We start from the raw sequence: 17,946 nt of genomic DNA, 5'->3' as shown, positions 1-17,946 counted from the left end.
CCCGCCGCGGCGGGGGGGGGCCCCGCCCCGCCCGCCGGGGGGCGCCCCCCCCCCCCCCCCCCCCCCCCCCCCCCCCACGACCGGGAACAGGCGCCGCGTACAGTGCGCTCATGACCCATCCGCACGCCGCGTCCCGCCCCACACAAGCCGTCGTCCTGGCCGGTGGCCAGGGGTCCCGGCTGCGCCCCTACACCGACGACCGGCCCAAGCCGATGGTCGAGATCCCCGGGACGGGGACGCCGATCATCGGCCACCAGCTGAGCTGGCTCGCCGAGGAGGGCGTGACGGACGTGGTGGTCTCCTGCGGCCATCTCGCCGACGTCCTGCAGCACTGGCTGGACTCCGCCGACCTCCCCGTGAAGGTCACCACGGTCGTCGAGACCGAACCCCTGGGCCGCGGCGGCGGCCTCAAGTACGCCGCCGCCCATCTCCCCCACCCCGACCGGCCCTGGTACGCCACCAACGGCGACATCTGGACCCGCTTCTCGCTGCGCGACATGGCGGACTTCCACACCGAGCGCGACGCCGTCGCGACCCTCGCGCTGGCGCGGCCGCGCATTCCGTGGGGCGCCGTCCAGACCGACGGCTTCGGCCACATCACGGACTTCATCGAGGCCCCGCCCACCACGTACGAGATCAACGCGGGCGTCTACGTCTTCTCCCCCGAGTTCGCCGGACTGCTCCCCGAGCGCGGCGACCACGAACGCACCACGTTCCCGCACCTGGCCCGCGAACGCCGCCTGGCCGGCTTCCCGATCCCACAGGGCGCCTACTGGCGCGCCATCGACACCGCGAAGGACCTCACGGAGGCGGCGAGGGAACTGGCGGCGCTGGGCCGCTGAGAGGGCTTCTCCGCCGCGCTACGACGGCTCACGGCCCCCACGGCTCGTACGACGACGGGGTCCCGCACGTTCTCACGCGCGGGACCCCGTCGTCGTACGAGCCGTACAGGGCGAGCCGTTATCCGAGAAGGCCGCCCACCAGGCCGGGCTCTCCGGAGGAGGACGAGCCGCCCTCGTCGGAGCCGCCGGTGGAGCCGCCGGAGCTGGTGGCGCCGCCGGAGGTGGGGCCGGAGCTGGTGCTGGGCGCCTGCTCGATCGGCGAGGACTGCTCGGGCGGAGCCTCACCGACGGTGCCCTGGGTCTGGCTGGGCACACCGGCGGTGGCGCTCTCGGTGTCCCCGGTGGCACCCGGAGCGCTCTCCTCGTCCTGCGTCGGAGCCTTGGACGTGGCGCCCTGGGTGGGCGAGCTCGACACGGACGGTTGCTCGCCGGGCCGGTGCCGGTCGGACTCCTCGGGCAGCGGCGAGCCGGGCAGCTCGTTGCGCGGGGCCTCGCCCGGGCCGGGCACGACCACCCGGTCGGCGTCGCGGACGGCACCGCCGAGCAGCGAGCCGACGAGCAGGGTGAGTCCGACGACGATCGCGGTGACGAGGGCGCCGCGGCGCAGGACGTACCGGCGCAGCTCCCACAGGTCGGAGCGCGGGCCGAGCCGGCGCCAGGCAGCGGCGGCGAGACGGCCGTCGATGGAGTAGACGGGGGCGCCGGCGATGATCAGCGGCGACCAGGCGGCGAGGTAGATGATGTCGGGGGTCTGGTAGACCGGGACGGTCTTCCAGCTGACGGTGACGAGGAGCGCGGCGGAGAGCGTCGCGCCGCCGAACGCGGCGATCCGCTGCCAGCAGCCCAGGACCGTGAGGACGCCCACGACGACCTGGAGGAAGGCGATGACGAGCCCGGAGCCGACCGGGTGGTGCAGGGCGAACTGACGCAGTGGCTCGGCGACTTCCCAGGGGTGCAGGGTGTTCAGCCACTTCACCATGGAGCCGCGCTCGCCGCCGTCGAAGTAGACGGGATCGCACAGCTTGCCCATACCGGCGTAGATGGAGATGGAGCCGAGGAGGACGCGCAGCGGGAGCAGGACCACGCCGAGGTTCATCCGGCGGCCCGGGTAGTAGGCGTGCCGGGCGGGGTCGTCGCCGCCCCGCCTGCCGTGCGGGGCGGTCTCCGCGGCGACGGCTTCGCCGAAGTCCTCGAACCGGGCGTCGTCGTGGGCGGGCTGGTCGTAGCCCGGCTGCTCGTAGCCGGGTTCGTCGTAGGCGCTGCCGACGGGGCGCATGTCCGGCAGGATCCGCTGCTCACCGGCGACGGGGGCGCGCGGGGAGCCGACGACCGGGGTTTCGAGGGTCTGCGCCGTGAGGTCGCCGTCATAGCCGTCGTAGCCGTCGTCGGTCCCGATGCGGGGGATGACCTGGGTGGCTCCGGCGTCGCCGGCCGGGGCGTCGCCGTGGCCGACGCTGCCCGCCCGCACGGCCTGGAGCAGGCGGTGGGCGCCGGTGTCGTCCGGCGCGGACCTGCCGCTCCAGACGACGGGCCGACGACGGGCCTCGGCGCCGGTACCGGCCGCGCCCGCTCTGCCCGCCGCGACGACGGGGATGCGCGCGGTGTCCTGGGTGGCGCTCAGGTGCCGGGCGATCCGCGGGGATCGGATCCGCCGCGCCGACGGGCCCAACTGCACCCGGAAGCTCGCGTGCGTGACGATGATCTGCGCCGGATCGCTCGGCACCTTCACCATGCTCAGCGCGGGAGCGTCGTCGTATCCCGACGAGCGGTCCCCCGTGGGTGTGCGGGGTGTTCTGGTGTCCACACTCATCTAACCGAGCGACATGTGGTTAGGACACTGCTTTGACCCGCCGGATCTGTCCGGACTCCGTCAAGGTTGCCCCAGCTGCCGGAATCACCCGGTCCGGATGGGGCGACGGACGATGCCCCTGACGCGCCCTCAGTCCCGCCGCCGAGCCGCCTCGTACAGCACGATCCCCGCGGCCACACCCGCGTTCAGCGACTCCGCCCCACCCGGCATCGGAATCCGCACCCGGAAGTCGCACGGCCCCTCCTTCTGCCGCACTCGCACGCTACGCGGCTTCGCACGGCTGCGCCGGCCTCCGACCGGCGGGCTCCGGCTGCCCACGCCGGCCAGGGTCAGTCCCGCCGCCGAGCCGCCTCGTACAGCACGATCCCCGCGGCCACACCCGCGTTCAGCGACTCCGCCCCACCCGGCATCGGAATCCGCACCCGGAAGTCGCACGTCTCGCCGACCAGCCGCGACAGCCCCTTGCCCTCGCTGCCCACGACGATGACGACCGGGCCCTCCAGGGCCTCCAGCTCGCCGATCTCGGCCTCGCCGTCGGCGGCCAGACCGACGACCACGAGGCCGGCCTTCTTGTAGGCCTCCAGGGCGCGGGTGAGGTTGGTGGCGCGGGCGACCGGGGTGCGGGCGGCCGTGCCCGCGGAGGTCTTCCAGGCACCGGCGGTCATACCGGCCGCGCGGCGCTCGGGGACGACGACGCCGTGGCCGCCGAAGGCGGAGACCGAGCGGACGACGGCACCGAGGTTGCGCGGGTCGGTCACCCCGTCCAGCGCGACGATCAGCGGGTCGGCGCCCTCGTCGTGAGCGGCGTCGACGAGGTCCTCGGGGTGGGCGTACTCGTACGGCGGGACCTGGAGGACGAGGCCCTGGTGGTTCAGACCGTTCGTCATGCGGTCCAGCTCGGGGCGCGGGGCCTCCATGAGGTTGATGCCGCCGCGCTCGGCCGCGAGCTGCAGCGCCTCACGCACCCGCTCGTCGTTGTCGATGAACTGCTGGACGTACAGCGTCGACGCGGGGACGCCCTCGCGCAGCGCCTCGACGACCGGGTTGCGGCCGACGACCAGTTCGGAGGTCGACTTGCCGCCGCCCCGCCGGGCCTGCGGACGTCCCCCCTGCGCACGGCGGGTCTTCGCCGCCGCGGCCCGCTGCTTGGCGTGCCCCTTGCGCATCTCGGCGGGCGGGGTCGGCCCCTTGCCCTCCAGACCCCGGCGCCGCTGGCCGCCACTGCCGACCTGCGCGCCCTTCTTGCCGGACATGCGGCGGTTGTTGGCTGCCATGACCTACCTGTTTCCTAGAGCTGTCGTACGTACGTCGTGTGCGTCTTATGCAGTGTGCCGCCCGGGAGGCCGGGCGGCACAGTCGAGCGAGAGAGCGGGACTACCGCGGACCGAGCGTCCAGCGCGGCCCCTGCGGACTGTCCTCGATGGTGAGCCCGGACTGGTTGAGCTGGTCGCGGATGGCGTCCGCGGTCGCCCAGTCCTTCCGCGCGCGGGCCGACTCCCGCTGGTCGAGGACGAGTCGTACGAGGCTGTCGACCACGCCGTGCAGGTCATCGCCCCGGTCGGCCTCGCCGGCCCAGTGCGGGTCGAGGGGGTCGAGACCGAGGACGCCGAGCATGGCACGGACCTCGGCGAGGCGGGCCACGGCGGCTTCCTTGTCGTCGGCGGCCAGCGCGGAGTTGCCCTGCCGGACGGTGGTGTGCACGACGGCGAGCGCCTGCGGGACGCCCAGGTCGTCGTCCATCGCCTCGGCGAAGGCGGGCGGCACCTCGGCGGCCGGCTCGACCACTCCCCCGGCCTTCTCGACGACGCGCTGCACGAAGCCCTCGATCCGGGCGAACGCCGACTCGGCCTCGCGCAGCGCCTCCTCGCTGTACTCGATCATGGAGCGGTAGTGGGGCGTACCGAGGTAGTAGCGCAGGACGATGGGCCGCCACTGCTTGACCATCTCGGAGACGAGGACGCTGTTGCCCAGCGACTTCGACATCTTCTCGCCGCTCATGGTGACCCAGGCGTTGTGCACCCAGTACTGCGCGAACTCGTCGCCGTAGGCCTTGGCCTGGGCGATCTCGTTCTCGTGGTGCGGGAAGATCAGGTCGAGGCCGCCGCCGTGGATGTCGAAGGCGGACCCCAGGTACTTGTGGGCCATCGCCGAGCACTCCAGGTGCCAGCCGGGCCGGCCCCGGCCCCACGGCGTCTCCCAGCTGGGCTCGCCCGGCTTGGCCGCCTTCCACATCGCGAAGTCACGCGGGTCCCGCTTGCCGGTCTCGCCCTCGCCCGACGGCTGGAGCAGGTTGTCCAGCTCCTGGTTGGACAGCTGGAGGTACTCCGGGAAGGAGCGCACGTCGAAGTAGACGTTGCCGTCGGCCTCGTAGGCGTGTCCGCGCTCGATGAGCCCGCGCATCATCTCGATCATCTCGGGGACGTGCCCGGTGGCCCGCGGCTCGTACGTGGGCGGCAGGCAACCGAGGGCCTGGTAGCCGTCGTTGAACGCCCGCTCGTTGTCGTACCCGATGGACCACCAGGGGCGGCCCTGGTCGTGGGACTTGGCGATGATCTTGTCGTCGATGTCGGTGACGTTGCGGATGAACGTGACGTCGTAGCCGCGGTGGGCGAACCAGCGGCGCATGATGTCGAAGTTCAGACCCGACCGGATGTGCCCGATGTGGGGGGCCGCCTGCACGGTGGCGCCACACAGGTAGATCGAGACACAGCCCGGCTTGAGCGGGGTGAAGTCACGAATCTGCCGGGCGCTGGTGTCGTACAGGCGAATAGTCACCACTCCAGGGTAGTGGGCGGGGAGTAATGCCCCGCGCCCACTCGGCCAACGGCCACACATTCGTGACGATTGCCCGCGGTGCTCGAGTCGGCTCCGGGTGGCCTGTGCCGTCCCTGGGGGCCGCGTTCCCGGACCCCGTCGGCCCGAACCGGCCCGTCCTCGATCGCCGGACCGGCCGGCCGGTCACGCCCCCGTCCGCACCACCAGTGCCGTGGCCACCGCCATCAGCCCCTCTTCGCGGCCCGGGAAGCCGAGCCCGTCCGTCGTGGCGCCGGAAACGGAGACGGGCGCTCCCGCCGCCTCCGAGAGGATCTTCTGCGCCTCGTCGCGCCGCTTGCCGATCTTCGGGCGGGGGCCCACGACCTGTACGGCGACGTTGCCGATGGCGAAGCCGGCCGCGCGGACGATACGGGCGGCCTCCGTCAGCAGCGTCACGCCGGACGCGCCGGACCACTCGGGGCGCCCGGTGCCGAAGTGCCGGCCCAGGTCGCCGAGGCCGGCGGCGGAGAAGAGGGCGTTGCAGGCGGCGTGGGCGACGACGTCCGCGTCGGAGTGGCCGGCCAGGCCGGGGCCCTCGCCCTCCCACTTCAGGCCGGCGCACCACAACTCGCGGCCTTCCTCGAAGGCGTGGATGTCGGTGCCGATGCCGACCTGGGGCAGGACGTACGGCACACCCTGCGGTGCCGGGGAACCGGGCGCCTCAGAAGCCATCGTTGAGCCTCCTGCGGGCCAGGACCGCCTCCGCGAGGACCAGGTCGAGGGGGCGGGTGACCTTGAAGGCCTCCTCGTGGCCGGGGACGACCACGACGGTCACGCCGAGCTGCTCGACCATGCCGGCGTCGTCGGTGACGTCGTCGGTCACCGTCTCGTGGGCGCGGAGCAGCGTGGCGCGGTCGAAGCCCTGGGGGGTCTGGACCGCGCGGAGCCGGGCGCGCTCGGGGGTGGCGAGGACCGGCTCGGGATCGCCCTGGGTCGCGGCCGGCTCCACCTCCTTGACGGTGTCGGCGAGGGGCAGCGCCGGGACGACGGCCGGGGCGCCCTCGCGGACCGCCTCGATCACGGCGTCGACGGTGTCGACGGGCACGAGCGGCCGGGCGGCGTCGTGGACGAGGACGATGTCGTAGCCGGGCGGCAGCGCGTCCAGGCCGAACTTGACGGACTCCTGGCGGGTCTCGCCGCCGGGGACGACGAGGAAGTCGGTCCGCTCGGGCAGCGCGTGCGCGTCGAGCAGCGACTTGACCTCGGCGGTGCCGTCCGGCGGGGCCACGACGACCACCAGGGAGACGGCGCGCGAGGCGGCGAGGGCGCGCACCGCGTGGATCAGCATGGGGGTCCCGCCCAGCGTGCGGAGCGCTTTGGGGGCGCCCGGGCCGAGGCGTACACCCCGTCCGGCGGCCGGGATCACCGCGGCCGTGCGGGTGGGGGCGGGGGCGGGAAGCGAATCGTCAGACATCGGTTCCTGTCAGGTTTGTGTGCGCGGCCATCGTGGGTACGGAGACAGCGTGCCGGGCGCGACGCCTTGACCGGACCCTTCCGTGACGCGCCGGTCGAGCCAGCTGCCCGGGCCCGGCACGCCAGTATCGGGGGAATGTCCCCCGAGCAACACGCTTACGGCGTCTGAGCGCGAACATGCCGCAGCGCCCGGCGACAGGAGATACGTCATCGGGCACCGCGGCATTTCTGTGAACTGCTGAGGCCGGCTTGCGTCGACGTCAGGACGCGAGGACCTCGTCGAGGAGCGCCTCGGCCTTGTCCTCGTTGGTGTTCTCCGCGAGGGCGAGCTCGCTCACCAGGATCTGGCGGGCCTTGGCGAGCATGCGCTTCTCACCGGCGGAGAGTCCGCGCTCACGCTCACGACGCCACAGGTCACGCACGACTTCCGCGACCTTGATGACATCACCGGAGGCGAGCTTCTCCAGATTTGCCTTGTAACGACGCGACCAGTTCGTGGGCTCCTCGGCGTACGGCGCGCGCAGCACCTCGAAGACCCGGTCCAGTCCGTCCTGACCGACCACATCACGCACGCCGACGAACTCCGCATTGTCCGCTGGCACACGCACCGTCAGGTCACCCTGGGCGACCTTCAGCACCAAGTAGGTCTTGTCCACGCCTTTGATCTGGCGAGTTTCGATGGCCTCGATCAGCGCGGCCCCGTGATGGGGATAGACCACGGTGTCGCCAACCTTGAACGTCATGTGACAGGTACCCCTTCCGTGGCTATCCAGGGTAACACGGAAACGGCGGTTCCTGAATGGCGTTTTCGCAGGTCAGGGCATATCTCGGGGCTTGACAACAGCGACAGGAACGTGCTGCGGGCGGGTCACGGAGGCAGGTATTCGCAGGTCGGAGCGGCTCTCCGAGGGAGCTGAAACATGGACGTCACACCCTTCCGGAGCCCCGTCCGAACGGCCGAACATCCCGAAATGTCTGGTTCCAGACGTGCGACTTCCGCTACTCCGTTCGGTGTCGTGAGTCGCATCCGCGCCGTTTCCGGAATTGATCACACCGGGGGTCGAACAGCCGGTGATCAATTCCCCGGACGGCCCCGCATTCCTTCACGGAAAATCCGCGAGCCCGCGTGAGCGGCGCTTATGTGAATGCAGGACTACGTCCTGGTGATCAACAGAAGCCAAAGCGACTCACCGGTCGGTTGCGGCTCCCCAGTGACTGCCGTGATCGGAGTGACCAGGGTGGTGAGCGACCAGGTGGGACGCCCGGAGGGGCCCCGGAGCGCGCTAGAGGCGGGTCGGGTGCGGTGGCGTGGGGACGGCTCGGTAACCTAAGGCCCGCTGACAGACACTTAGGGCGGCTTTGTTGAGGAGAGCCGCCCCTGCGTTCCAAGGAGTTGCCGCCGCCGTGAGCAGCAGCCTTCGACGCGGCGCCCTCGCCGCCTCCGCCCTCGTGTTCTCGATCGCCACGCTCGCCGCATGCGGCGCCGGCAACGACGCCCAGACCCTGGAGATCAAGCCGGACAACGCTGCCACCAGCGTCGGCGACATCAAGCTGCAGAACGTCGTCGTCATCACCCAGCCCGACCCGGAGTCGACGGGTCCGGCCGTGGTCTCCGCGACCGTCTTCAACAGCGGCGACAAGGCGCAGACACTGGACTCGATCTCCGTGGACGGCGGCGAGACCGCCGAGATCTCGCCCGCCGGCGGCAAGGGCAAGCTGACCATCCCGGCCGGCGGCTCGGTCGTCATCGGCGGCGAGCACAACGCCTCCGCCGTTCTGCCCAGCGGCCGTGAGGCGGTCCAGGACGGCAACGCCCAGAAGATCACCTTCACCTTCAGCAAGACCGGCGAGGTCGGCGTGACCGCCTTCGTCGTCCCCGCCGAGAGCTACTTCACCAAGTGGGGCCCGAGCGACATCCCCACCGCCCCGGCTCAGTCCCCGTCCCCGAACGCGTCGGTCTCCGGGGCGCCGGGCCACGAGGGCGCCGAGGGCGAGGGCACGACCGGATCGGCCTCCCCTTCGAACTCGGCCTCCGCGAGCGCCTCGGAGTCGGCGACGACGGGCCACTGAGCCTCGTACGGCTCGTAGACCTCGTACGTACGGAGAAGGGGGGGCCCCCCCCCGGGGGGGCGCCCCCCGCGCCGGGGGGGGGCCCCCCGGCGGGCGGCACCCCCGCGGGGGTGCCGCCCTTCTCCGTACGTGACCGCTGCCCTCGGCCTACGGCTCGAACTTGTACCCCAGGCCGCGGACCGTCACCAGGTACCGGGGCGCGCCCGGGTCGGGCTCGATCTTGGCGCGCAGGCGCTTGACGTGGACGTCGAGGGTCTTGGTGTCTCCGACGTAGTCGGCGCCCCAGACGCGGTCGATGAGCTGCATGCGGGTCAGGACGCGGCCGGCGTTGCGCAGGAGCATCTCCAGCAGGTCGAACTCCTTCAGGGGGAGGTCGACCTTGGAGCCGGAGACCGTCACCACGTGACGGTCGACGTCCATGCGGACCGGGCCCGCCTCCAGGGCCGCCGGGGCGACCTCCTCCGGCTCGCCGCGGCGGCGCAGGACGGCGCGGATGCGGGCGACCAGCTCACGCGAGGAGAACGGCTTGGTGACGTAGTCGTCGGCTCCTATCTCCAGGCCGACGACCTTGTCGATCTCGCTGTCCTTGGCGGTCACCATGATGACCGGGACGTTGGAGCGGCCGCGCAGCTGACGGCACACCTCGGTGCCGGGCAGACCCGGCAGCATCAGGTCGAGGAGGACGAGGTCGGCGCCGTTGCGCTCGAACTCGTCGAGTCCGTCGGGCCCGGTGGTCGCGACGGCGACCTCGAAGCCCTCCTTGCGGAGCATGTACGACAGGGCGTCGGAGAAGGACTCCTCGTCCTCGACGACGAGCACTCGGGTCACGGAAGGACCTCCGGGGCGGAAAGCGTCTGGTACGCGGTTGACTCGGGGGGTGACATGCGGGGGGTGGATCCGGCGGGACCGTCCTCGTCGTTCTCGTACTCGTCCTCGTCGAGGTCGGGGTGCTGGTGGGCACGGTCGCGGGCGACACCCGCCTCCGGCAGCCGCAGCGTGAACGTGGAGCCCTGTCCCTCGGCGCTCCACACCGTGACCTCCCCGCCGTGCGAGGCGGCCACGTGCTTGACGATGGCCAGCCCGAGGCCCGTGCCGCCGGTGGCACGGGAGCGGGCCGGGTCGACACGGTAGAAGCGCTCGAAGATGCGCTCCTTGTCCTTGTCGGAGATGCCGATGCCCTGGTCGGTCACGGCGATCTCGATCAGGTCCCCGCCGTTCGCGGTCACCCGGCGGGCGGCGATGCCGACGCGGGTGCGGGCGGGTGAGTAGTTGACGGCGTTCTCGACCAGGTTGCCGAGGGCGGCGGCGAGCTGACCCCGGTTGCCCCAGACGTGCAGGGCGGCGGTTTCGCCCGTCCGTCGCCCGCCACCGCCCTGATCGGGCCCTTCGGGCGCCCATACGTTCGAGGCCATGGTGATCTGCTTGGTGCCCGCCTGGTGGCGGCAGCGGTCGACGGCCTCGGCGACGAGCTCGTCCACGCGGACCGGCTCGGCGTCCTCGAGGGGGTCGTCGTTCTGCACCCGGGAGAGGTCGATGAGCTCCTGCACCAGGTTGGTCAGCCGGGTCGCCTCGATCTGCATACGGCCGGCGAAGCGCTCGACCGCCTCCGGGTCGTCGGAGGCGTCCATGACAGCCTCGGAGAGCAGGGAGAGGGCGCCGACCGGGGTCTTCAGCTCGTGGCTGACGTTCGCGACGAAGTCGCGTCGTACGGCCTCGATGCGCCGGGCCTCGGTCAGGTCCTCGACGAGGAGGAGGACGAGCCGGGAGCCGAGGGGCGCGACCCGCGCGGAGACGGCGAGGGCCTCGCCGCGGCCGGTGCCGCGCCGGGGCAGGTCCAGCTCTACCTGGCGTATCTCCCCGTCCCTTCTCGTGTCGCGGGCCATGTGCAGCATCGGCTCGACGGCGAGCTTGCCGCCGCGGACGAGTCCGAGCGCGTACGCCGCCGAACTCGCCTTGACGACGGCGTCGGCCTCGTCGAGGACGACGGCCGAGGAACGCAGGACGGAGAGGACGGTGTCGACGCCCGGAGGCAGCACGGGATCGGTGTGCAAGGAAGTCCTCGTGGGTCGGTTCTGGTCGCGTTCGCTCCAACGGAACGCCAGCATGGCGATGACACCGGTGAGCACCCCGGCGATCGCTGCCGCTGCGGCGACCGCCGCGTTCACGTCCATGCATCCAGGTTAGGCATGGGGTACGCCCTGGCCACAGCCATCGAGGTGGGACCTCGAAGACTCGTCGCCCAGAGTTCACCTTGGAGCCAGAGGTGGTTCATTTGAGGTGACGGAATCCGACGCGTACGAGGCGGACCGTGGCACCGTGGGGTTCGCAGCGCCGGTTCCACGGCCGGTTCTGGCCCCCGGAAACCCCCGGAACCCCCGAAGAACGAGTACGAGAGGGAACCCTGATGCGGGACGCGTACCACGAGGAACTGGACTCGATCGGCGACGGTCTGGTGGAGATGGCCCGGCTGGTCGGGTCGGCGATCGGGCGCGCCACGACCGCCATCCTCGATGCCGATCTGAAGCTGGCCGAAAGCGTGATCGAGGCCGACAAGAAGGTCGACGAGCTGCAGCACGACCTGGAGGCGCGGGCCATAGCGCTGCTGGCGCGGCAGCAGCCGGTCGCCACGGACCTGCGGATCGTCGTCACGTCGCTGCGCATGTCGGCCGACCTGGAGCGCTCCGGCGACCTCGCCCAGCATGTGGCGAAGCTGGCGCGGCTGCGCTTCCCCGAGCGGGCGGTGCCGCACGACCTGCACGCCACCATCCTGGAGATGGGTCAGCTCGCCCAGCGCCTGATGGCCAAGGCGGCCGAGGTGATCATCACCAAGGACGTCGACCTCGCGCTCCAGCTGGAGACGGACGACGACGCGATGGACCTGCTCCACCGCACGCTCTTCCAGCACCTGATCGACGAGCGCTGGAAGCACGGCATCGAGACGGCCGTCGACGTCACCCTCCTCGGCCGCTACTACGAGCGCTTCGCCGACCACGCCGTCTCGGTCGCCAAGCGGGTGGTCTACCTGGTCACGGGCGAGCACGCGGACGACCTCCAGCAGGACCTGCCCGCCGAGATCCAGCCGGTCGCGGGGGCGGAGGGGGCGTAGTCCCTTCCGCCCCGGGGCCGGCCGCCCCGGCTCGGGGCGCGCGAGAGCCACTGTGCGCCGCCGATGCGCCGTTGATACGCCGGACGGCAAGGGCATGAAATGGGCACAGGCGCTCTAGCCTCCAGGAGGAACCCATGGCCGAAGCCCCCAGCACCTCCACCCCCGACCCCACCCAGGAACGCCCCACCGACCAGCCGACCGAGATCAGGAACCTGCCCCTGATCGGCGCGTGCGGCTGCGGCTCGGGGTGCGGCTGCGGGTGCCAGTCGGGCAGTCCCTGCCAGTGCGGCTGAGGACGACGAGACGTACGACGCGTGAGGGGCCCCGGCCGGAATGCCGGGGCCCTTCTCACGGCGGAGGATGGGAGGGAGGGACCCCGAGGCCCCTCCGAGAGCCTCCGGAGTCTCCAGGAGCCTGAAGAAACCTTTCAGGAACCCATGGGACAGGAAGGGGGTGTACGACCATGACCAAGTTCATGGACGTCCACCGCGGCATGGAGGGCATCACCTCCGACCAACTCCGCCAGGCCCACCAGGCCGACCTCGCCATAGAGGCCGACGAGGGCGTGCACTTCGAACGCGCCTGGGCCGACCCGGATTCCGGCATCGTCTACTGCCTCTCCGAGGCCCCGTCAGCGGACGCGGTCCAACGCGTCCACGAACGGGCGGGGCACCGGGCGGACGAGATTCATGCGGTGCCGCTGTCGGTGTGAGAGGTGTCCGGGCGACGCGGGCCTGCGCGCGCTGCGCCTTGAGCAGTACGTGCGTTGCGACGCCCTGACGGCGCCCTGACCGCGCTCCACCCTGAGGAGCTGACGAGCCGTCACGAGCGGAGAGCAAGCCCCCTACCTGCCGAGGTGGGCGGGTAGGGGGCGCCGTTGGCTGCTTCCGAGCTCGCCTGGGACAGCCCAGGGATCTGAGTATCCGCACTCAGGCCCGAAGCGGCCCGTTCTCCGAAGATGGGTGCATGCTGACGTGGGTCGCGGACCTTGCCCTGGCAGCTTCACTGACAGCGCTTGAGGGGGCGATGCTTGCCGCGTTCTGGTTCACGGAAGGCCTCAAGAAGTGGGCTGCCAAAGGCGGACCTGTCGCCGGTGAAACGGTCCGGCTCTACCTGGTGCTGACACTCGGACCCACCGGGGCGGCCGCCGCCGGCTACGGCTTCCACCGGGCCGGCCTGCCGGCGGCCTGGATCTCGCAGGCCCTGGTGGCCGTTGCCCTCGCGTCGCTCCTGGCACTGGCGCTCGCCGCGGACTGCCGTGACTGGGCCGCCCGACGCTTGAGACGTCGCCGCCTGAGGCGTGAACGCCGTCGCGTGCGGGGCCGGACGGGGCGGGGCTGAGCGCCGGGGCGGGGCTGAGCGCCGGGGCAGCAATGATCCGTCCTGGCGGCACACCTGGGTCCAGCCGACCAATCGGGCGCGCGTACGCCCCCGTTGTCGATGTCAGCCGTGGCTGTCAGAGACCCTCAGAGCCGGTCGCCGCCGAGTCCGAGGAATGCGGGAGGGGACGGGGACTTTCCATCCATACATCAGGGCGAGCACGACGCACCTGGCGTCCCGGCGGTCATAGCCAGTCGCTTCCCTGACCTCGGTGATCGCATCCTGCGACTTCCCCTGCCGGATCAGCTGCCGTGCTCGCTCCTGCGTGGCCCTCGGAACGGGGGTCCCAAAGGCGCGGATGACGTCCGCGTCCCAGCACTCTCGGCGCGCACGGCGAACTTGTGTCCAAGCGCCCAACGACCACTTCATGGCTTTCCCTTCAAGCCTTCCTGCCTAGAGGCGGCGTGCCCCGACAACCGCTGAACTGGCTGGTGTTTGTGAGTACTTCAGTGGCGTCCAGGGCTGGATGAGTGAGATAGAACAGGCGGAGCTCATCCACTTCGCCACCGAAACGAGGCGGCCAATGGGGCGACGGGGTGAAGTCGTCCAGGATGAGAAGGCCACCGGGAGCGAGCAACCGGACCACCCGCTGGGGGTCGTCACGCTTGCCTCCGCCGTCGCAGAAGAAGACATCGAAGGGTGCGTGCCGCTCAAGCAGCCGCCAGTCCCCGATGAGGACGCTGACGCGGTCATCGTCCTCGAAGACACCGGCCGCTCGACGGGCCAGTTCCTCGTCATGCTCCACGGTAACCAGGCGGGCGCCGGCGCCAAGCCCACTGTGCAGCCAGGCCGTACCCACGCCCGAGCCGGTGCCGCTCTCCGCGATGACTCCGTGGGGTTTCGCAGCGGCCGCCAGCCTGAGCAATCTGCCCACCTCAGGGCTACAACTCTTCTTGAAACCCACCTCGGAGGCGACACGCTCCGCGGCCACCGCGCGAGGCGGAATCGCACGCTCCGCCATGATCACGAATCCCTTCGCCGTGAACATGACGCTATCCGCCAGCAGAGTCGTCCGCCCGCAGTTTCGCCTGTCCACGCCCGGCAAACCTGTGCGGTCACAGCACTAGGCGGGGGCTGCAACGGCATGCCGCACCTCATGCCGTCCAGCCAGGGGCGGGCTCGCAAGGCGGTGGCCACTGTCTTGCGAGACCGTCCAAGCGGGGCGACGCGGCCGCTCAAGGCTCGTACGCTCTGGCAGGGAAGGGCGGGGAAAACGATGGCAGACGAGTGCTTCTTGTCGGTGTGCGACGACGTGCCTCACGACGTGGTGCTCACCGCCCCTGGTGTCCGTGTGCTGGACGTCGCCCACGTCGTACGCCGTCTGACCGGGCTGAGTCTTTGGCGCAGCAAGGTTCTGGCTACGCAGACGGCCGCAGTGATTCTCGAGGGTGTGCCGCAGGAAGACGCCGATGCAGCGGTCGTGGACCTTCGCGAGGTCGGCGCCCAGGCAGAGGTGAGGGAAAAGCCGACACCGGACTTCCTCCGGCCCTGATGACGGCCCCGGTATCGGCTGAGAGCCCGGAGACAGTCCACGGACACCGAAAAGCCCCCTCCCAGCGGAGAAACCGCAGGTAGGGGGCTTATTCGTGGGCGCTTACTTCTTCTTGCCCTGGGTCTTGCCGGGGATCTTGGGGACCTGCATTTTCGCTGCTCAGAGACGGTAGGCCCGTGCACTTGGTGGTCGTCGTTGGTCGTCATTGGCCACTGTCGAGCGACCTCTGACGGCCCAGGGACGGCCCAGACCACGGCCCGGCGGCCCGTTCGGCGGCCTACGAGCTGATGGGCAACTCCCGTGCTCGTTGGCGTGCTTGGGCCCGTAGCTCCTTCAGGCGGCTGTGGAACGCGTTGTGGCGGTTCTGGTCGAGGTTCAGCGGGAGATCGAGCTGGGAGATGAGCTGAGATTCCAGGTCCCACGGTTCGCTCTGCTCGATCCAGCACACTCGCGCGTTGTCCGCCATCCACTGGCTCAGGGTGGCTTCACCGGCCTTGCCGAAGGTCATCCGCTTGCCGCTGCCCACGCGGCGTAGCTCAAGGCCGAGCAGGCAACCGAGGGTGAGCCGTAGGGTCGAGCCGGCTGCGTTGCCCCGGTAGTGATAGCGCACCCGCTTGCGCAGGTTTTGTGTGCTGGTCCGGTTCGCCATGTACCGCGGGGCTATACCGACGTACAGCAGGCGCCCGGCCTTCAGGTCAGGGTGGGGCGGCTGCTTGAAGTGCCACCCGTAGACTCCTGCCGCCGCCGGGACAGGACTCGGACGAACCAAGACCTCCTGCGCCGACCACAACTGGTCGGGACTGACGAGAGCGGTAGCTTCCACGGCATCTCCAGGCGCGCGACGGCTGATCGTCGCAGGCTACTGGTCGCAGCTGACAGAACGTTCCTGGCCTGCGCCTGCGTGACATCAGCTTGGGACGTTCAAGTGATCTATGGACAGCAAAGACCGAGTTGCTCATCGCCCCCGATAATGAGGGCATGGACATGAGGACATCGAAGTGGCTAGGCCCACTTTGCTTACTGTGTGCTGGGGCGGTCTTCTATGCCGTGCTGTCCGACGCGAAAGAGAAGGAGAGGGCAGGCACCGTATCCCACTGCAGGCAGGCAGTAGATGGTATCTGTGGGCCGCTTCCGGACCTGGACACCGAGCGAAACACGGACCTCACCCCTCTCTTCTCTGACCCGGAGAAGATTCCGTTCGAGCTGCCTTACACCCTCCTCCCAGACGGGACTGTGGCAGGTGAGGCTGTGATCTCCTGCACTGCAGGGGGTGACATACGCATCGGCCTGACCGCCGAAACATACGTGGACGCGGTGGTGACGGTGCTCGGAGGGCCGTACGACATCAGCGACTGGCATGGCCGCACAGTGGAGCTATCAGAAGAACCAGTCACGATCACCTTGAGAAACCCTACTCCCGGGGATGCGTCTTCATGTTCGCCGGGGGGTTACACCGTAGACGTCGAGTCCGCATGAATAGGGCGGGGTGGAGCGCTGGCATCTGCGGAACCTCTCCGGTTAGTAATAGCAGCCGAAGTCGCGCTCTCAGCTTTGGAAGCTGCGGCGCTCTGCGCTCCCTAGGGTGCTGACCTGCGCATACAGCTGGCGCGTCCTTCGTCGGGCTCGATCGTTCTCACCGCCACTCCCCGCTGTTCCCCGCTCGATCTGGTGCGCTTGTGGTGCGGGACCCGGAAAGCGTTTGAGGCGCGGCTGGCCCCGAATCATTCTTGTGAAGATTCCCCCAAAAACTCGCGTAGCTGAAGGCCTCTCTTCAGGTCTTCCGCGAACACTTCGGGCCGCTGCTTTGCCAGGGCTGCGCTGATCTCGACGGCGCGGGTGGCGGTGGCCAGGGCCTCTTTCCACCGCCCCAGGTCTGCCAGACGGTTGGACTGGTTGTACAGCGACTTGGCGAGGTTGGGGAGGAAGGCGTCGGGTCGCTGCTCTGCCAGGGTCCGGTAGGTCTCGACGGCGCGGGTGATGGCGGTGAGGGCTTCCTCCTGCTGCCCCAGGTCCGCCAGCCGGTTGGACTGGTTGTTCAGTGAGGCGGCGAGGTTGGGGAGGAAGGCGTCGGGTCGCTGCTTTGCCAGGGTCTGGTAGGTCTCGATGGCGCGGGTGGCGGCGGCCAGGGCCTCCTCCCGCCCTCCCAGGTCCGCCAGACGGATGGACTGGTTGTTCAGCGACATGGCGAGGTCGGGGAGGAAGGCGTCGGGTCGCTGCTTTGCCAGGGTCTGGTAGGTCTCGACGGCGCGGGTGGCGGCGGTGAGGGCTTCCTCCTGCTGCCCCAGGCCTGCCAGACAGTTGGACTGGTTGTTCAGCGACATGGCGAGGTCGGGGAGGAAGGCGTCGGGTCGTTGCTTTGCCAGGGTCTGGTAGGTCTCGACGGCGCGGGTGGCGGCGGCCAGGGCCTCCTCCCGCCCTCCCAGGTCCGCCAGATGGATGGACTGGTTGTTCAGTGAGGCGGCGAGGTTGGGGAGGAAGGCGTCGGGTCGCTGCTCTGCCAGGGCTTCGTCGATCTCGACGGCGCGGGTGGCGGCGGCCAGGGCCTCCTCCTGCTCCCCCAGGTCCGCCAGACAGTTGGACTGGTTGTTCAGCGACATGGCGAGGTTGGGGAGGAAGGCGTCGGGTCGCTGCTCTGCCAGGGCTTCGCTGATCTCGACGGCGCGGGTGGCGGCGGCCAGGGCTTCCTCCTGCTCCCCCAGGCCTGCCAGACAGTTGGACTGGTTGTTCAGTGAGGCGGCGAGGTTGGGGAGGAAGGCGTCGGGTCGCTGCTCTGCCAGGGCTTCGCTGATCTCGACGGCGCGGGTGGCGGCGGCCAGGGCTTCCTCCCGCCCTCCCAGGTCCGCCAGACGGCTGGACTGGTTGTTCAGCGAGGCGGCGAGGTTGGGGAGGAAGGCGTCGGGTCGCTGCTTTGCCAGGGTCTGGTAGGTCTCGACGGCGCGGGTGGCGGCGGTGAGGGCTTCCTCCTGCTGCCCCAGGCCTGCCAGACAGTTGGACTGGTTGTTCAGCGACATGGCGAGGT

The 17,946-nt window shown here is 70.4% G+C and carries 17 protein-coding genes and 3 pseudogenes; 8 read left to right on the top strand and 12 right to left on the bottom strand.

Features of this window, described 5'->3' with window-relative positions; genetic code table 11:
* Positions 1 to 110 precede the first annotated feature (110 nt).
* Positions 111 to 842 carry a nucleotidyltransferase family protein gene (locus ACPT94_RS12225; protein ID WP_360352115.1) on the top strand — a complete coding sequence of 244 codons (732 nt, stop codon included), beginning with the start codon at positions 111 to 113 and terminating at the stop codon, positions 840 to 842.
* 118 nt (positions 843 to 960) lie between these two features.
* Here ACPT94_RS12225 and ACPT94_RS12220 read toward each other — a convergent pair whose 3' ends face one another.
* The 7 genes and pseudogenes from ACPT94_RS12220 to ACPT94_RS12190 form a co-directional block, all read right to left on the bottom strand.
* The gene (locus tag ACPT94_RS12220) at positions 961 to 2,652 is read right to left on the bottom strand and encodes a DoxX family membrane protein (RefSeq protein WP_425245806.1); all 1,692 of its coding nucleotides are present in this window, start codon (positions 2,650 to 2,652) and stop codon (positions 961 to 963) included.
* Between the two features lie 129 nt (positions 2,653 to 2,781).
* Positions 2,782 to 2,886, bottom strand: a pseudogene (locus ACPT94_RS12215) (TrmH family RNA methyltransferase); the annotation flags it as partial.
* Positions 2,887 to 2,981: 95 nt separating this feature from the next.
* Positions 2,982 to 3,926, bottom strand: coding sequence for a 23S rRNA (guanosine(2251)-2'-O)-methyltransferase RlmB (gene rlmB / locus ACPT94_RS12210; RefSeq protein WP_360352109.1), 945 nt, complete (start codon positions 3,924 to 3,926; stop codon positions 2,982 to 2,984).
* Between the two features lie 100 nt (positions 3,927 to 4,026).
* A complete protein-coding gene (cysS, locus tag ACPT94_RS12205; RefSeq protein ID WP_425245805.1) occupies positions 4,027 to 5,427 on the bottom strand; it encodes a cysteine--tRNA ligase in 1,401 nt (466 codons plus the stop codon).
* Positions 5,428 to 5,610: 183 nt separating this feature from the next.
* Positions 5,611 to 6,138 carry a 2-C-methyl-D-erythritol 2,4-cyclodiphosphate synthase gene (gene ispF, locus ACPT94_RS12200; RefSeq protein ID WP_360352104.1) on the bottom strand — a complete coding sequence of 176 codons (528 nt, stop codon included), beginning with the start codon at positions 6,136 to 6,138 and terminating at the stop codon, positions 5,611 to 5,613.
* Complete coding sequence (gene ispD, locus ACPT94_RS12195; RefSeq protein WP_360352101.1) at positions 6,128 to 6,880, bottom strand: 2-C-methyl-D-erythritol 4-phosphate cytidylyltransferase; 753 nt, start codon at positions 6,878 to 6,880, stop codon at positions 6,128 to 6,130. The genes ispF and ispD overlap by 11 nt, the downstream gene beginning before the upstream one ends.
* 259 nt (positions 6,881 to 7,139) lie before the next feature.
* Positions 7,140 to 7,622, bottom strand: a complete 483-nt coding sequence (locus tag ACPT94_RS12190; RefSeq protein ID WP_003953493.1) for a CarD family transcriptional regulator — start codon at positions 7,620 to 7,622, stop codon at positions 7,140 to 7,142.
* A 661-nt stretch (positions 7,623 to 8,283) separates the two neighbouring features.
* Here ACPT94_RS12190 and ACPT94_RS12185 point away from each other — a divergent pair.
* Positions 8,284 to 8,949 (top strand): copper chaperone PCu(A)C, encoded by a 666-nt coding sequence (locus ACPT94_RS12185; protein WP_360352098.1) that lies wholly within the window; start codon positions 8,284 to 8,286, stop codon positions 8,947 to 8,949.
* A gap of 147 nt (positions 8,950 to 9,096) precedes the next feature.
* Here ACPT94_RS12185 and phoP read toward each other — a convergent pair whose 3' ends face one another.
* Positions 9,097 to 9,768 (bottom strand): two-component system response regulator PhoP, encoded by a 672-nt coding sequence (gene phoP, locus ACPT94_RS12180; RefSeq protein WP_466214042.1) that lies wholly within the window; start codon positions 9,766 to 9,768, stop codon positions 9,097 to 9,099.
* A 5-nt stretch (positions 9,769 to 9,773) separates the two neighbouring features.
* Positions 9,774 to 11,120 carry a two-component system sensor histidine kinase PhoR gene (gene phoR / locus ACPT94_RS12175; RefSeq protein ID WP_360344594.1) on the bottom strand — a complete coding sequence of 449 codons (1,347 nt, stop codon included), beginning with the start codon at positions 11,118 to 11,120 and terminating at the stop codon, positions 9,774 to 9,776.
* A gap of 233 nt (positions 11,121 to 11,353) precedes the next feature.
* On the opposite strand from phoR, the gene phoU reads away from it, so the two are divergent.
* From phoU to ACPT94_RS12155, 4 genes are all read left to right on the top strand, one after another.
* The gene (gene phoU, locus ACPT94_RS12170; RefSeq protein ID WP_360344591.1) at positions 11,354 to 12,055 is read left to right on the top strand and encodes a phosphate signaling complex protein PhoU; all 702 of its coding nucleotides are present in this window, start codon (positions 11,354 to 11,356) and stop codon (positions 12,053 to 12,055) included.
* A 134-nt stretch (positions 12,056 to 12,189) separates the two neighbouring features.
* On the top strand, positions 12,190 to 12,348 hold the full coding sequence (locus ACPT94_RS12165) for a hypothetical protein (RefSeq protein WP_360344589.1): 159 nt from the start codon (positions 12,190 to 12,192) through the stop codon (positions 12,346 to 12,348).
* Between the two features lie 170 nt (positions 12,349 to 12,518).
* Positions 12,519 to 12,767 carry an SCO4226 family nickel-binding protein gene (locus ACPT94_RS12160; RefSeq protein WP_360344586.1) on the top strand — a complete coding sequence of 83 codons (249 nt, stop codon included), beginning with the start codon at positions 12,519 to 12,521 and terminating at the stop codon, positions 12,765 to 12,767.
* 254 nt (positions 12,768 to 13,021) lie between these two features.
* Positions 13,022 to 13,396 carry a hypothetical protein gene (locus ACPT94_RS12155; RefSeq protein WP_425245804.1) on the top strand — a complete coding sequence of 125 codons (375 nt, stop codon included), beginning with the start codon at positions 13,022 to 13,024 and terminating at the stop codon, positions 13,394 to 13,396.
* A gap of 432 nt (positions 13,397 to 13,828) precedes the next feature.
* On the opposite strand, the pseudogene ACPT94_RS12150 reads toward ACPT94_RS12155, so the two are convergent.
* Positions 13,829 to 14,402: pseudogene (locus ACPT94_RS12150) on the bottom strand (O-methyltransferase).
* Positions 14,403 to 14,651: 249 nt separating this feature from the next.
* Between ACPT94_RS12150 and ACPT94_RS12145 the strand changes: the two are divergent.
* Positions 14,652 to 14,927, top strand: coding sequence for a ribosomal protein L7/L12 (locus ACPT94_RS12145; protein WP_360344577.1), 276 nt, complete (start codon positions 14,652 to 14,654; stop codon positions 14,925 to 14,927).
* Between the two features lie 277 nt (positions 14,928 to 15,204).
* Here the strand turns inward: ACPT94_RS12145 and ACPT94_RS12140 are convergent, their stop codons facing one another.
* Positions 15,205 to 15,576, bottom strand: coding sequence for a GIY-YIG nuclease family protein (locus ACPT94_RS12140; RefSeq protein WP_270890842.1), 372 nt, complete (start codon positions 15,574 to 15,576; stop codon positions 15,205 to 15,207).
* A gap of 329 nt (positions 15,577 to 15,905) precedes the next feature.
* Between ACPT94_RS12140 and ACPT94_RS12135 the strand changes: the two genes are divergently transcribed.
* Positions 15,906 to 16,403 (top strand): hypothetical protein, encoded by a 498-nt coding sequence (locus tag ACPT94_RS12135; RefSeq protein ID WP_425245803.1) that lies wholly within the window; start codon positions 15,906 to 15,908, stop codon positions 16,401 to 16,403.
* Between the two features lie 245 nt (positions 16,404 to 16,648).
* Here ACPT94_RS12135 and ACPT94_RS12130 read toward each other — a convergent pair.
* Positions 16,649 to 17,946: pseudogene (locus ACPT94_RS12130) on the bottom strand (ATP-binding protein); the annotation flags it as partial.

The sequence above is a fragment of the Streptomyces aurantiaciflavus genome (assembly GCF_049808595.1).
Classification (GTDB): Bacteria; Actinomycetota; Actinomycetes; order Streptomycetales; family Streptomycetaceae; genus Streptomyces.
The sequence above is the reverse complement of the archived record's forward strand: the minus strand, read 5'-3'. Positions and strand labels throughout refer to the sequence as shown.

Excerpts from the sequence above, each read along its gene's own strand:
- ACPT94_RS12225 (WP_360352115.1), top strand. The coding sequence starts at position 111 with ATGACCCATCCGCACGCCGCGTCCCGCCCCACACAAGCCGTCGTCCTG.
- ACPT94_RS12220 (WP_425245806.1), bottom strand. The coding sequence starts at position 2,652 with ATGAGTGTGGACACCAGAACACCCCGCACACCCACGGGGGACCGCTCG.
- rlmB (WP_360352109.1), bottom strand. The coding sequence starts at position 3,926 with ATGGCAGCCAACAACCGCCGCATGTCCGGCAAGAAGGGCGCGCAGGTC.
- ispF (WP_360352104.1), bottom strand. The coding sequence starts at position 6,138 with ATGGCTTCTGAGGCGCCCGGTTCCCCGGCACCGCAGGGTGTGCCGTAC.
- ispD (WP_360352101.1), bottom strand. The coding sequence starts at position 6,880 with ATGTCTGACGATTCGCTTCCCGCCCCCGCCCCCACCCGCACGGCCGCG.
- ACPT94_RS12190 (WP_003953493.1), bottom strand. The coding sequence starts at position 7,622 with ATGACGTTCAAGGTTGGCGACACCGTGGTCTATCCCCATCACGGGGCC.
- phoR (WP_360344594.1), bottom strand. The coding sequence starts at position 11,120 with ATGGACGTGAACGCGGCGGTCGCCGCAGCGGCAGCGATCGCCGGGGTG.
- phoU (WP_360344591.1), top strand. The coding sequence starts at position 11,354 with ATGCGGGACGCGTACCACGAGGAACTGGACTCGATCGGCGACGGTCTG.
- ACPT94_RS12165 (WP_360344589.1), top strand. The coding sequence starts at position 12,190 with ATGGCCGAAGCCCCCAGCACCTCCACCCCCGACCCCACCCAGGAACGC.
- ACPT94_RS12160 (WP_360344586.1), top strand. The coding sequence starts at position 12,519 with ATGACCAAGTTCATGGACGTCCACCGCGGCATGGAGGGCATCACCTCC.
- ACPT94_RS12155 (WP_425245804.1), top strand. The coding sequence starts at position 13,022 with ATGCTGACGTGGGTCGCGGACCTTGCCCTGGCAGCTTCACTGACAGCG.
- ACPT94_RS12145 (WP_360344577.1), top strand. The coding sequence starts at position 14,652 with ATGGCAGACGAGTGCTTCTTGTCGGTGTGCGACGACGTGCCTCACGAC.
- ACPT94_RS12140 (WP_270890842.1), bottom strand. The coding sequence starts at position 15,576 with ATGGCGAACCGGACCAGCACACAAAACCTGCGCAAGCGGGTGCGCTAT.
- ACPT94_RS12135 (WP_425245803.1), top strand. The coding sequence starts at position 15,906 with ATGGACATGAGGACATCGAAGTGGCTAGGCCCACTTTGCTTACTGTGT.